The sequence below is a fragment of the Cupriavidus sp. UME77 genome (assembly GCF_014170355.1).
Lineage (GTDB): Bacteria > Pseudomonadota > Gammaproteobacteria > Burkholderiales > Burkholderiaceae > Cupriavidus > Cupriavidus basilensis.
Genome location: NZ_LZZU01000086.1, coordinates 223,553 through 237,088, shown reverse-complemented (window position 1 = coordinate 237,088; position 13,536 = coordinate 223,553). Strand labels below are relative to the sequence as shown.

The following is a 13,536-nucleotide window of genomic DNA, read 5'->3' as shown; positions in this document are numbered from 1 at the left end:
CCAACCAGACCAGGAGTTCATCACCGTGCGTGTCTTCAGTGCCTCCCTCGCCACCGAAACCAACACCTTCGGGCCGATGCCGACTGGCCTCGCGTCCTTCAGGGACCGCGGCTACTTCCCGGCCGGCCAGCACCCAGAGCAGATGACGTTCTTCTCCGGCCCGCTGTGGGCCGCCCGGCTACGCGGCAAGGAGAGCGGCTGGCAGTTGTCCGAAGGCATGGTAGCTGGCGCGCAGCCCAGCGGCACGACCACGCGCCATGCCTACGAAACCCTGCGCGAGGAGCTGCTGGCCGACCTGCGCGCGGCGCTGCCCGTGGACATGGTGCTGCTTGGCCTGCACGGCGCGATGGTGGCCGATGGCTACGACGACTGCGAAGGCGACTTGCTGCAGCGCGTGCGCGCCATCGTCGGGCCGGAGGTGGTGATCGGCGCGGAACTCGATCCGCACAGCCACCTGACGCCGGAGATGGTGGCGCATGCCGACGTGCTGATCGCCTTCAAGGAATACCCGCACACCGACGTGCTGGAACGCGCCCTGGAACTGGCCGACCTGTGCGCGGCCAAGGTGCAAGGCAAGGTCCGTCCCGTGGCTGCCGTGGTCGACTGCGAGATGATCGTGACCATTCATACCTCGCGCGAGCCGGCGCGCGGATTCGTGGACCGCATCCAGTCGCTGGAAGGCCGCGACGGCGTACTGTCGATCTCCATCGCGCACGGCTTCTCGTGGGGAGACGTGCCCGGCATGGGCACCAAGGTGCTGGTCTACACCGATGGCAACCAGGCCCAGGCCGATGCGCTGGCCCGCCAGCTGGCCGACGAGCTGATCGGCATGCGCGAGGCGCTCACGGTGCGCTATCCGGACATCGACACCTCGCTCGACGAGGCCCTGGCCTTCGACGGCGGCCCGGTGGTGCTGGCAGACGGCGCCGACAATCCCGGGGGCGGCGCGGCGAGCGACTCCACCTTTATCCTGCGCCGCATGATCGAGCGCGGCATCGCCAACGCCGCCGTCGGCCCGTTGTGGGACCCGATCGCGGTGCGCATCGCCTTCGATGCGGGTGTGGGCGCGCGCCTGGCGATGCGCATCGGCGGCAAGATCAGCCCGCTCTCGGGTGATCCGCTGGACCTGGACTGCACGATCAAGGCCTTGCTGCCCAACATGGTGATGACCGGCCTGTCGAACACGCCGGTGCAGATGGGCGATTGCGCGCTGGTGCAAGCCAACGGCATCGACATCGTGCTGATTACCTTGCGCAACCAGGCGATGGGCACGGATCTGTTCACGCAGCTGGGCTGCGACCTCGCGCGCAAGAAAATCATCGTGGTGAAGTCCTCGCAGCATTTTTACGCCTCGTTCTCGAAGGTGGCCAGGCACGTGATCTACGCGGGCGCCCCCGGCGCCGTGACGCTCGACCTCACGACCCTGCCCTACCGCAAGGTGCGCCGGCCCAAGTGGCCGCTCGACGCAGCGGCGGCCTGAGCGCCGCGCGCCGGTTCGCAACGGCTACAACCATAACAACGACAACAAGAAAGGAGACCCGCCCATGAAACTGAATCCCGCCCTGCGCGCCGCCCTCGCGGCGAGCGCCCTTGCCCTGGCCAGCGCCAGCCTTCCCGTGCTGGCGCAGACCAAGACGCTCAAGGTCGTGGCCCATGCCGACCTGAAGATCCTCGACCCGACCTTCACCACCGCCTACATCACGCGCAACTTCGGCTACATGGTCTACGACACGCTGTTCGCGCAGGACGCGAGCGGCAAGCCGCAACCGCAGATGGTGGAAAAGTACAGCAGTGCCAAGGACGGCAAGCAGTGGAGCTTCACCCTGCGCCCCGGCCTCAAGTTCTCGGATGGCAGCGCAGTCACCGCGGCAGACGCCGTCGCATCGCTGCAGCGCTGGGGCGCGCGCGACAGCCTGGGCCGCGCCATGGGCGACGCTGGCGCCGAATGGAAGGCGCTCGACGCGCGCAGTTTCACGCTCACGCTCAAGGAGCCCTTTGGCATGGTGCTGGATGCGCTGGCCAAGCCATCGGGCTTTCCGCCGGTGATCCTGCCGGAGCGCCTGGCCAGGATGCCCGCCACCGCGCCGCTGCCCGAGGTGATGGGCTCCGGCCCCTTTGTCTTCAAGCGCGACGAATGGGTACCGGGCAACAAGGCGGTCTTCGTGCGCAACCCGAACTACGTCGCGCGCAGCGAACCGGCGAGCGGTCTCGCCGGCAGCAAGAAGAGCCAGTTCGACCGCGTGGAATGGCTCTACCTGCCGGACGCCAACAGCGCCATCGCGGCGCTCAAGCGCGGCGAGGTCGACCTGGTGGAGCAGGTGCCGCCGGACTACATCGCCCCGCTGCGCGCCGACGCCAGCATCAAGATCGGCTCGGGCGGCGCCTACCAGGGCGTGCTGGTGATGAACCAGCTCCATCCGCCCTTCAATAACCCGAAGGTCCGCCAAGCCTTCCTGCAGGCGGTGAGCCAGGAGCGCTTCACCGCGGCCATGGGCTATCCACTGGATATGCGCATGAACTACTGCGCCACCTATTTCATCTGTGGTGGCCCCAACGATACGACGGCCGGCGCCGAGCCGTACCGCAAGGCCGACCTGGCGCGCGCCAAGCAGTTGCTCGGCGCGGCCGGCTACAAGGGCGAGAAGGTGGTGCTGCTGGTGCCGACCGACGTGCCCCAGCTCAACGCCGAGGCCCTGATGGCAGCGCAGACCATGCGCAGCATGGGCATGAACGTGGACATGCAGAACATGGACTGGGCATCCATTGGCGCGCGCCGCGCCAAGCGCGATGCGCCCGAGGCCGGCGGCTGGAGCATGTACGTGACGGTGGCGGGCGAGTTCGATTCGAATTCGCCGATCACCAACGCTTACCTCAGCGCCGCCTGCGGCAGCAGCCTGCCGGGCTGGCCCTGCGACAAGCCGCTCGATGCGCTACGCACCGCCTGGATCCGCGAGACGGTGCCGGCCAAGCGCAAGGAGTTGCTCGACGCCTTCCAGAAGCGCGCCTATGAGGCGGTGCCTTATGTGAATGCCGGCCAGTACTCGGCGGCCTTCGCGGCGCGCGCCAGCCTCAAGGGCGTCGACAAGCTGTGGGCTGGCATGCCCACGGTCTGGATGCTCGACAAGTAAAAAGCAACGAACGAAAAACGAAGAACGACCCACCGAGGAGACACGACGATGGGCTACCTGCTCCGACGCCTGGCCGCAACGCTACCCGTGATGGCGGTAGTCGCCATCGTGGTGTTCCTGCTGATCCACTTGTCGCCGGGCGACCCGGCTGCACTGATCGCGGGCGACCTTGCCACGGTCGACGACATCGCCAGACTGCGTGGCGCGCTTGGCCTGGACCTGCCGCTGTGGCGGCAGTTCGTGCTGTGGCTCGGCCGGCTCGCCACCGGCGACCTCGGCACCTCCATCTTCACCCAGGTGCCGGTGGCCCGGTTGCTGGCGCAGCGGCTGGAACCCACGGCCTCCATTGCCGCGCTGACCATGCTGCTGACCTTGCTGGTCGCGGTGCCGCTGGGCACGCTTGCGGCCTACCGCGCCGGCAGCTGGATCGACCGGCTGGTGATGCTGTTCGCGGTGCTGGCGTTTTCGCTGCCGGTGTTCCTGGTGGGCTACCTGCTGGTCTATGCCTTCGCCATCCAGCTGCCGTGGTTTCCGGTGCAGGGTTATGCGCGCTTGGCCGACGGCCTCGGCGAATGGCTGCGCAGCCTGGTCCTGCCCTGCGTCAACCTGGCGCTGGTCTATATCGCGCTGGTGACGCGCATGACGCGCGCCACCGTGCTTGAGGTGCTGCACGAGGACTACATCCGCACAGCGCGCGCCAAAGGCCTGGGCGTGCTGCCGGTGCTGGGCCATGCGCTGCGCAACGCGGCAATCCCGATCGCCACCACCATCGGCATGGGCATCGCGCTGCTGATTGGCGGCGTGGTCGTCACCGAGACGGTGTTCGCGATTCCCGGCGTCGGCCGCCTGGTAGTCGACTCGGTGCAACGCCACGATTATCCGGTGATCCAGAGCGTGCTGTTGATCTCGGCCGGCGTCTACGTGCTGATCAACCTGATGATCGACCTGAGCTACCGCCTGTTCGATCCGCGCATCAAGTACTGACATCCGGTACCAACCCCATCCTTGCCGCGAGAGCTGCCACCATGTCCACCTCCCTGCCCGTGACCGATGGCGCCGCCCCTAGCGCGGCGGCGCCGCAGGACGCCCCCTTCGTGCTGCCGCGCTGGCACTGGGCGCGCAAGCACCCCACGCTGATCGTCGGCGCGCTGTTGCTGGCCGCGATTGCCGCGCTTTCCATCGGCGCGCCCTGGATCGCCACCTTCGATCCCCTGGATATCGATCCGCTGGCGCGCATGCAGCCGCCCTCGGCCGAGCACTGGTTCGGCACCGACGCGCTGGGCCGCGATGTGTTCAGCCGCGCGGTCTGGGGCGGGCGCGTCTCGATGGTCGTCGGGCTTTCGGTCGGCCTGCTGGCAACCGGTTTCGGCGTGCTGCTCGGCCTCGCCGCGGGCTTCGTGCGCTGGGCCGATTCCTTCGTGATGCGCGTGATGGACGGCTTGATGGCCATCCCGGGCATCTTGCTGGCGATCGCGCTGATGGCCGTCACGCAAGCCAGCCTCACGGCCGTGATCGTCGCCATCACCATCCCCGAAGTCCCGCGCGTGGTGCGGCTGGTGCGCTCGCTAGCGCTCACGCTGCGCGAGCAGCTCTACGTCGAGGCCGCGCATGCGGTGGGCACCCGCCTGCCGGTGATCCTCGCGCGCCATGTGGTGCCCAATATGGTGGCGCCGCTGATCGTGCAGGCCACCTTCGTGGCCGCCGCCGCCGTGCTGACGGAAGCGGCCCTGTCCTTCCTCGGCGTCGGCGTGCCCGGGCAGACACCGAGCTGGGGCAACATGATGGCCGAGGGCCGCAACTTCGTGGCGGTGGCGTTCCATATCATCCTTTACCCCGGCATCCTGCTGGCCGCGACGGTGCTGGCGATCAACCTGCTGGGCGACGGCTTGCGAGACGCGCTCGATCCGCGCCTGGCGCGGCAACTCTGATGAAGGGCTCACCAATGACGACAACAATGTCCCGCGTCGCCCTGGCCACCGGGGAGCCGCTGCTCGAGGTGGATGACCTGCACACCCATTTCGACACGCTCACCGGCCCGGCCCGCTCGGTCAACGGCGTGTCGTACACCGTGCGCGCCGGCCAGACGCTTGGCGTGGTCGGCGAGTCCGGCTGCGGCAAGAGCGTGACCGCGCTGTCGATCATGCGGCTGCTGCCCACGCCGCCGGCACGTATTCGCGGCGCCGTGCGGCTGCGCGGCACCGACCTGCTGCAACTCAGCGAGCGCGAGATGCGCCGCATCCGCGGCAACCGTGTCTCGATGATCTTCCAGGAGCCGATGACCTCGCTGAACCCGGTGCTCACGATCGGCCGGCAGATTGCCGAGACGGTGCAGCTGCACCAAGGCGCAAGCCGTGCCGATGCGCTGAAGCGCGCGGTGGAAATGCTGCGGCTGGTGCAGATCCCCGAGCCCGAGCGCCGCGTCAACGAATACCCGCACCAGCTCTCCGGCGGCATGCGCCAGCGCGTGATGATCGCGCTGGCGCTGGCCTGCAACCCGGAGGTGCTGATCGCCGACGAGCCCACCACCGCGCTCGACGTCACCATCCAGGCCCAGATCCTGGACCTGATCCGCCGCTTGCAGAAAGAGCTGGGCATGGGGGTAGTGATGATCACGCACGACCTCGGCGTGGTGGCGGAGTGCTGCGACCGCGTGATCGTGATGTACGCCGGGCGCAAGGTCGAGGAAGCCAGCGTCATCGACCTGTTCGACCGCCCGCTGCACCCCTACACCCGCGCGCTGATGGCCTCGATGCCCTCGATGAACACCAGCAGCCAGCGCCTGGCCGAAATCCCCGGGCTGGTGCCATCGCCGCAGGAAGCGCGCCGCGGCTGCGCGTTCGCGGCGCGCTGCCCGCATGCCGACACGCGCTGCGCACGCGAGATCCCCCAGCTCACGCGCCACGGCGCAGACCATGCGGTGGCCTGCTTCGCGATCGAGGAAGGCCGCATCGAATGCAACCAGCCAGCCCAGGAAGCCATTGCATGAGCACCCCCACTGCCCCGCCCTCGCCCCTGCTAAAGGTCGACCGGCTCAAGAAGCACTACATCGCGCCGCAGCGCTGGCTGGCACCGCGCAAGCCGCCTATCCAGGCGGTGGACGGCGTGTCCTTCACCGTCGAGCGCGGCGAGACGCTCTCGCTGGTTGGCGAATCCGGCTGCGGCAAGACCACCACCGCCAAGTCGGTGCTGCGCCTGGTCGAGCCCACCTCCGGCTCGGTGCAGCTTGATGGCGAGGAACTGCTGGGCCTGTCGGCAAACGCCATGCGCCTGCGCCGGCGGGATCTGCAGATCATCTTCCAGGACCCCTACGCTTCGCTAAGCCCGCGGCTGACGGCCGGCGAGATCGTCAGCGAGCCGCTGCGCAATTTCGGCATGCATTCGCGCGCCGAGCGCAGCGAACGCGTGCAGTGGCTGTTCAGCAAGGTCGGGCTGCGCCCGGAGGCGGCCAGGAAATTCCCGCACGAGTTCTCGGGCGGCCAGCGGCAACGGCTGGGCATCGCGCGCGCGCTCGCGCTCAACCCCAAGCTGATCGTCTGCGACGAACCGGTGTCGGCGCTCGACGTCTCGGTGCAGGCGCAGGTGGTCAACCTGCTGATGGACCTGCAGGCCGAACTCGGCATCGCCTACCTGTTCGTCGCGCACGATCTTGCCGTGGTGCGCCATATTAGCCACCGGGTCGCTGTGATGTACCTCGGCCAGATCGTGGAGCTGGCCAACCGCGACACCTTGTTCAGCGCGCCGCGCCACCCATACACGGAGATCCTGCTGTCCGCGGTGCCAGTGCCCAATCCGCGCACGCCGGCCCGGCGCCTGCTGCTGCAAGGCGACCCGCCGAGCCCGGCCAACCCGCCGTCGGGCTGCCGCTTTCACACGCGCTGCCCGCTGGCGCAAGCCGTATGCAAGGAACAGGCGCCCGCCCTCACCGAACGGCCCTCCGCCGGCGGTGAGCATCAGGTGGCCTGCCACTTCCGCTGACCCGCTGACCCGCCGACCCGCCGACCGACCCGCTGCAAAGCAGAAAAAGGAACCCGATGTCCAACCCTGATTCCATGCACTACGACCTGCTGATCGCTGGCGGCACCGTGATCGACGGCAGCAAGTCACCCCGCTTCGGCGCCGATATCGGCGTGCGCGGCGGCCGCATCGCGGCGATCGGCAACCTGACCGGGCACACCGCCGACCGGACGCTGGACGCGGCGGGCCAGATCGTCGCCCCCGGCTTCATCGATGCGCACACGCATGACGACCAGGCCGTGCTGTCGCAGGCCACCATGCCCTTCAAGATCTCGCAGGGCGTCACCACCGTGATCGCCGGCAACTGCGGCATCAGCGCCGCCCCGTTGCGCCCCGACATGGACCTGCCCATGCCGCTAAGCCTGATCGACTCGCCGGCCGAGGGCCGCTTCACCACCTTCGCGGCTTACCTCGATGCGCTGCGCGCCACGCCAAGCTCGGTCAACGTGGCGGCGATGGTCGGGCATTCGACCTTGCGCGCGGTCACCATGCCGGCGCTCGACCGGCCCGCCAACGCCGAAGAGATTGCCGCCATGCGGGCACTGGTCGAGGAAGCCATGCAGGCCGGCGCCATCGGCCTGTCGACCGGCACCTTCTACCCGCCCGCCGCCAAGGCGACGACCGAGGAGATCATCGAGGTCTGCCGGCCGCTCAGCGCGCGCAAGGCGCTGTACGTGACGCATATGCGCGACGAATCCGACCATGTCATGCAGTCGCTGGAAGAAACCTTCCGCATCGGCCGTGAGCTCGACGTGCCGGTGGTGGTGTCGCACCACAAGGTGCAGAACACGGCGAACTTCGGCAGGAGCCAGGTCACGCTGCCCTTCATCCGTGAAACCATGAAGCACCAGTGCGTCTCGCTCGACTGCTACCCGTACACGGCCGGCTCCACCATGATCCGCACCGACCGCGGCATGCTCGAAGGCCGGGTGCTGATCTCCGCCAGCCAGCCGCACCCCGAATGCGCGGGGCGCGATCTCGACGACATCGCCAGGGAATGGGGCGTGGCCAAGGACGAGGCGGCGCGCCGCCTGCAGCCCGGCAGCGCGGTCTACTTCCTGATGGACGAGAACGACGTCCAGCGCATCCTCGCCTTCGACGACACCATGATCGGCTCCGACGGCATTCCCGTTGGCGAAAGCCCGCATCCGCGCCTGTGGGGCACCTTCCCACGCGTACTCGGCCACTATTGCCGCGAGATCGGGCTGTTCCCGCTCGAAACGGCAGTCTGGAAGATGACCGGGCTGACAGCGCGCAACTTCGGCCTGCATCAACGCGGCACGCTGGAGGTGGGCCACCATGCCGATATCGTCGTCTTCAATGCCGAGAACGTGCGCGATGCCGCCAGCTACGAAACCCCCACCCGCCCGGCCGAAGGGATCGACACCGTGATCGTCAACGGCGCCATTACCTGGCAGCACGGCACGCATAGCGGAGCGCGCAACGGGCAGGTCATCACACGGCAGGCACGGCTGGACTAGCCAGCGCGACGGCATGCCAGCCGGCCCCTGCCGGGGCCGCTGGCCGCACCACTATCGCCCAGGCGGGGACTTGTCAACCCGTCTAAATTATCCGGCCAATGCCCTCGGACATTCAGCCCAGGGCCCCGCCGCACGGCTACAATGGCGCGCCACACGCTTGCCGTTCACACCATGTCCACGACGTACACGCTTGTCGGAATTGCGCGCGCCAAGGCTCACCGCCGTGAAGTCCTGGTTGCCAAGCTGGCCGCGCTGCGCCTGCGCGGCGCCATGGAACCCGGCTGCCTGCGCTACCACGTGGGAGAAGATGCCGAGGATGCCGAGGTGTTTGTGCTCTATATGGAGTGGAATTCCAGGCATGCGCTGGAATCGCACCTCAACAGCGAATATGTGCGTGACTTTCACGCCACCCGACAGGAATTTCTTGAGGGCGACATCAATTTCCGGTGGCTGAACGCTGCCTGACGGCCACCCTGGCGCCGCTACCCCAAAGTAGTGCAAGACCCGCTTTTCCAGCCAAGGCCGAACCCGTCCGCCATGCGGGTTTCCCCGGCACGGCTTGTCATTCCCCCAACGCCGATCTATCACTTTGAGTGACGCTCCAAGACATCCGGAGCGCAACACCCGGAGTGCATCATGGACGTCAAGGATGGGTTCGTAGGCACCATCGGCCATACACCGCTGATCCGGCTGGCAGGCCTGAGCGAGGAGACCGGCTGCGAAATCCTCGGCAAGGCTGAGTTCCTGAATCCGGGCGGCTCGGTCAAGGACCGGGCGGCGCTCTACATCATCCGCGACGCCGAGCGGCGCGGCGCGCTCAAGCCCGGCGGGACCGTAGTGGAAGGCACCGCCGGCAATACCGGCATCGGCCTGGCGCATCTCTGCGCCGCGCGCGGCTACCGCTGCATCGTGGTGATCCCCGACACCCAGTCCCCGGAAAAGATGGACCGCCTGCGTCTGCTCGGCGCCGAGGTGCGCCCGGTGCCCGCGGCGCCCTACGCGGACCCCAACAACTACCAGAAGGTGGCCGGGCGCCTGGCCCAGGAGACGGAAAACGCCATCTGGGCGAACCAGTTCGACAACCTGGCCAACCGCCAGGCCCACTACGAAACCACTGGCCCGGAAATCTGGCACGACACCGCCGGCAAGGTCGATGCCTTTGTCTGTGCCACCGGCACTGGTGGGACGCTGGCCGGCGTCGCGCGTTTCCTGAAGGAAAAGGAGCGCAACCCGCCCGTGCGCATCGTGCTGGCCGATCCGCACGGCAGCGGGCTGTATCACTTCGTCAAGCACCGCGAGGTCAAGGCCAAGGGCAACTCCATCACCGAGGGGATCGGCTCCAGCCGCGTCACCGCCAACCTGGCGGACACCCCGATCGACGATGCGGTCCGGATCGACGACCAGACCTGCGTCGACATGGTTTACCGGCTGCTGCGCGAGGAAGGCTTATGGGTGGGCGGCTCGTCCGGCATCAACGTGGCGGCGGCGGCCTGGCTGGCCCGCGAAATGGGGCCGGGCCACACCATCGTCACCCTGCTGTGCGACCGCGGCGACCTGTACGCCGGGCGGCTGTTCAATGCCGACTGGCTGGCGGCCAAGGGGCTGACGCCGCAGCCCGTCGTGCCACGGCACTCAGCGCAGCAGTGACATGACTACGGCGCCTCTTTCAGGCGCCGCCACAGGGTCGTGGCGCTGATGCCCAACTGATGACAGGCGGCGGCACGGTTGCCCCCGCATTGCGCCAGCACGCGCCGGATATGCTCGGCCTGGCTGACGCGTGCCACACCTGCGAGCGAGCCGGCCTCAGTCGAATCGTGCCCCCCCCTACCTCCCGTGCCTCCCGCGTCTGTCTTATCCGCCGCGCCGCGCAACCCACCAGCCGGCGGCGCAGGATCACCTTGCGGCTCCGTGCCAAACAACTCCGGCGCCGCCGCCTGCAGTTCCTCCAGCAAATCCCGGGGTGCCAGCTTGCGCCCCGCTACCAGCACGGCGATGCGTTCGGTCACGTTTTCCAGTTCGCGGATATTGCCCGGCCAGGCATAGCCCGCCAGCCTCGCCCGCACCGCTTGCGGCAGCGGCTGCGGCGCCTGCTGCCCCAGGCGCTCCTGGGCACGGCGGTACAGCAGTTCCGCCAGCTCGGGCAGGTCGCCGGCGCGCTCGCGCAGCGGCGGCATCTCGATGCGCAGGATATTGAGGCGGTAGTAGAGATCCTGGCGGAAGCTGCCCTGGCGGACCAGCTCGCCCAGGTTGCGGTGCGTGGCGGCGATCACCCGCACATTGACCGGCACGGCATCCAGGCCGCCGATCGGCAGCACCTGTTTTTCCTGCAGCACGCGCAGCAAGCGGGTCTGCAGCGCGGGCGGCATATCGCCCACCTCGTCCAGGAACAGCGTGCCATTGTGGGCGGACTCGAACAAGCCCGCCTTGCCACCGCGGCGTGCGCCCGTAAAGGCGCCCTCTTCGTAGCCGAACAGCTCGCTTTCCAGCAGGGTCTCGGGGAACGCCGCGCAATTGACCGCCACGAACGGGAATACGCGGCGCGGGCTGGCGTCGTGCATGCCCTGGGCCAGCACCTCCTTGCCGGTGCCGCTTTCGCCGCCCACCAGCACGGTGGAATCCACCGCCGCATAGCGCCGCGCCAGTTCGCGCAGGTGATGCATGGCAGGGGATGCGCCGGCGAGGTCGTCCAGGCTGTAGCGCACGCCAGCCGGCCGCGCACGGCTGCGCGAGCGCAGGTTGCGGTCGACCCGGTGGATGGCATTGGCATCCTGCAGCGTCAGCACCGCGCCGGTGGCGCCGCTCTCGGTGACGATGGGGATGCGGTTGACCACCACCATCTTGTCGCCAAGCTTGTGGATGGCTTCGAGCTCCTTGCTGCCGCTCTGCATCACGCCATCGAGCGACAGCGCGGGGGCCAGCGCTTGCAGCTTGCGGCCCAGCGCGGCGGCCGGCGCCGTGCCGAGAAAACGCTCCATGGCCGGGTTGTATGTCTGGATGCGCCCATCCGCGTCGACCGCGGCCACGCCTTCGTTCAGGTGAGCCAGGATGGTGTTGACGTAGTCGCGCCGGCCGGACTCGATGCGGCGCAAGCGAGCCGCTTCGATCACATCCTCCAGCGCGCCCCGCACCGAATTGCCTGAGTACAGGAACACGCCGATCAGGCCGATCTTGTCCGCCAGGTCGGTCACCATGCCGGGCCCTACTACCACTTTCACGCCCTCTTGCTTGAGGGCCTTCACGCGGGCGGCGGCATCGTCCTCGGTCAGGTACGTGTAGGCGGGGATGGACAGCGAAAAAGACCGCACGAATTCGTCCACCTCCGGATAGGTGGCGGCGTGTGTCACCAGCGCCACCTTCGGCGAGATGCGCCGCGCCGTCGCCAGCGCGCTCATGACATCGAAGCCCGTCACCTTGACCAGCACCACTGGCACATCGACGTGCTGGCGCAGGTAGGCGCCATTGGAGCCGCCCGCCACCACGGCATCGAGCCTGCCCTCGCGCGCTTCGCGGGCGACGGCGCTGGCCGCCGCCGCGTAGCCTTTGCCCACGATGCGGAACTCGGCTTGCGCGGCGTAGGCCGGGATCAGGTCGGCAAAGGCCCGGGACAGGCGGCTGATGCCGATCGCCCAGATCCGCGGGCGGGCCGGCGTGGCGGCGCCGGAGGGGGGAATGGACGGGAGGATGCCGGATTGCATGGAGGCGGAAAACGCTGCAAAGACGCCGGATGGCGCTAATCTTGAGATTGTGCGCCCCCGCGGATTGCATTTCAATATTGAAATGCAATCCTTTCAAATTTGAAATTCACCACACATCAGGGACGCAACGCAGGGGCCGGCCACGAAGCCTCGGGAATCGCCGCCAGCCCAGGCCTGACAAGGGCACTGCCCTACGCCCGCGCTCCTGGGTGAGGCCCGATGCGCAGCCAAATGCAAGCTGGCACACCCCTTGCGCTTATCAGCCGTCCACTCCTAAAGCGATGATCATGACCTTCTCCACTTCCGACCTCGCCCGCTCCGCCGGCGCCCGTTTCCGCCAGGCACTGGCCGATGAGCATCCCCTGCAGGTCGTCGGCACGATCAATGCCAACCATGCCCTGCTGGCCAAGCGGGCGGGCTACCGCGCCATCTACCTGTCTGGCGGCGGCGTGGCCGCGGGCTCACTCGGCCTGCCGGACCTGGGCATCTCCAACCTGGACGACGTGCTGACCGACGTGCGCCGCATCACCGACGTGTGCGATGTGCCGCTGCTGGTCGACGTGGACACCGGCTTTGGCGCCTCCGCCTTCAACGTGGCGCGCACCACCAAGTCGCTGATCAAGTTCGGCGCGGGCGCGATGCATATCGAAGACCAGGTCGGCGCCAAGCGCTGCGGCCACCGTCCGGGCAAGGAAATCGTCTCGCAGGGCGAAATGGTCGACCGCATCAAGGCGGCCGTCGATGCCCGTACCGATGAGAACTTCGTCATCATGGCCCGCACCGACGCACTGGCCGTGGAAGGCCTGGACAAGGCCATCGAGCGGGCCGTGGCCTGCGTGGAAGCCGGCGCCGACGCCATCTTCCCGGAAGCCATGACCGACCTGGCCATGTACCGCAAGTTCGTTGACGCCGTGAAGGTGCCGGTGCTGGCGAACATCACCGAATTTGGCGCTACGCCGCTATTCACCACCGAGGAACTGGGTGGTGCCGGCGTGTCGATGGTCCTCTACCCGCTGTCGGCTTTCCGCGCCATGAACAAGGCCGCCGAAAACGTGTACGCTGCAATCCGCCGCGACGGCACGCAGCAAAACGTGGTCGATACCATGCAGACGCGCGCCGAGCTGTACGAAAGCATCGGCTATCACGCCTATGAGCAGAAACTGGACGCCCTGTTTGCCCAGGGCAAGGCCAAGTAAGCACATCAGCAGCACCCGAACA

The 13,536-nt window shown here is 67.9% G+C and carries 11 protein-coding genes; 10 read left to right on the top strand and 1 reads right to left on the bottom strand.

What is annotated here, in order from left to right; genetic code table 11:
• The first annotated feature begins 25 nt into the window (after positions 1-25).
• From A9975_RS32730 to A9975_RS32690, 9 genes are all read left to right on the top strand, one after another.
• Positions 26-1,480, top strand: a complete 1,455-nt coding sequence (locus A9975_RS32730; RefSeq protein ID WP_183036353.1) for a M81 family metallopeptidase — start codon at positions 26-28, stop codon at positions 1,478-1,480.
• 64 nt (positions 1,481-1,544) lie between these two features.
• Positions 1,545-3,128 (top strand): ABC transporter substrate-binding protein, encoded by a 1,584-nt coding sequence (locus A9975_RS32725; protein WP_183036352.1) that lies wholly within the window; start codon positions 1,545-1,547, stop codon positions 3,126-3,128.
• Positions 3,129-3,176: 48 nt separating this feature from the next.
• Positions 3,177-4,112 (top strand): ABC transporter permease, encoded by a 936-nt coding sequence (locus tag A9975_RS32720; RefSeq protein ID WP_183036351.1) that lies wholly within the window; start codon positions 3,177-3,179, stop codon positions 4,110-4,112.
• Between the two features lie 41 nt (positions 4,113-4,153).
• Positions 4,154-5,056, top strand: coding sequence for an ABC transporter permease (locus tag A9975_RS32715; protein WP_183036350.1), 903 nt, complete (start codon positions 4,154-4,156; stop codon positions 5,054-5,056).
• Between the two features lie 14 nt (positions 5,057-5,070).
• Entirely contained in the window at positions 5,071-6,114 is a 1,044-nt protein-coding gene (locus tag A9975_RS32710; protein WP_183036349.1) for an ABC transporter ATP-binding protein, read from the top strand.
• The gene (locus A9975_RS32705) at positions 6,111-7,103 is read left to right on the top strand and encodes an ABC transporter ATP-binding protein (RefSeq protein ID WP_183036348.1); all 993 of its coding nucleotides are present in this window, start codon (positions 6,111-6,113) and stop codon (positions 7,101-7,103) included. The genes A9975_RS32710 and A9975_RS32705 overlap by 4 nt, the downstream gene beginning before the upstream one ends.
• A gap of 56 nt (positions 7,104-7,159) precedes the next feature.
• Positions 7,160-8,623 (top strand): amidohydrolase family protein, encoded by a 1,464-nt coding sequence (locus A9975_RS32700; RefSeq protein ID WP_183036347.1) that lies wholly within the window; start codon positions 7,160-7,162, stop codon positions 8,621-8,623.
• A gap of 141 nt (positions 8,624-8,764) precedes the next feature.
• Positions 8,765-9,088 carry a putative quinol monooxygenase gene (locus tag A9975_RS32695; protein ID WP_253931705.1) on the top strand — a complete coding sequence of 108 codons (324 nt, stop codon included), beginning with the start codon at positions 8,765-8,767 and terminating at the stop codon, positions 9,086-9,088.
• A gap of 171 nt (positions 9,089-9,259) precedes the next feature.
• Positions 9,260-10,270: a cysteine synthase A gene (locus A9975_RS32690; protein ID WP_183036346.1), complete on the top strand. Its 1,011-nt coding sequence runs from the start codon at positions 9,260-9,262 to the stop codon at positions 10,268-10,270.
• A gap of 5 nt (positions 10,271-10,275) precedes the next feature.
• On the opposite strand, the gene prpR is transcribed toward A9975_RS32690, so the two are convergent.
• Positions 10,276-12,318, bottom strand: coding sequence for a propionate catabolism operon regulatory protein PrpR (prpR, locus tag A9975_RS32685; protein ID WP_183036345.1), 2,043 nt, complete (start codon positions 12,316-12,318; stop codon positions 10,276-10,278).
• A 287-nt stretch (positions 12,319-12,605) separates the two neighbouring features.
• Between prpR and prpB the strand changes: the two genes are divergently transcribed.
• Entirely contained in the window at positions 12,606-13,514 is a 909-nt protein-coding gene (gene prpB, locus A9975_RS32680) for a methylisocitrate lyase (RefSeq protein ID WP_174428721.1), read from the top strand.
• Positions 13,515-13,536: the final 22 nt, after the last annotated feature.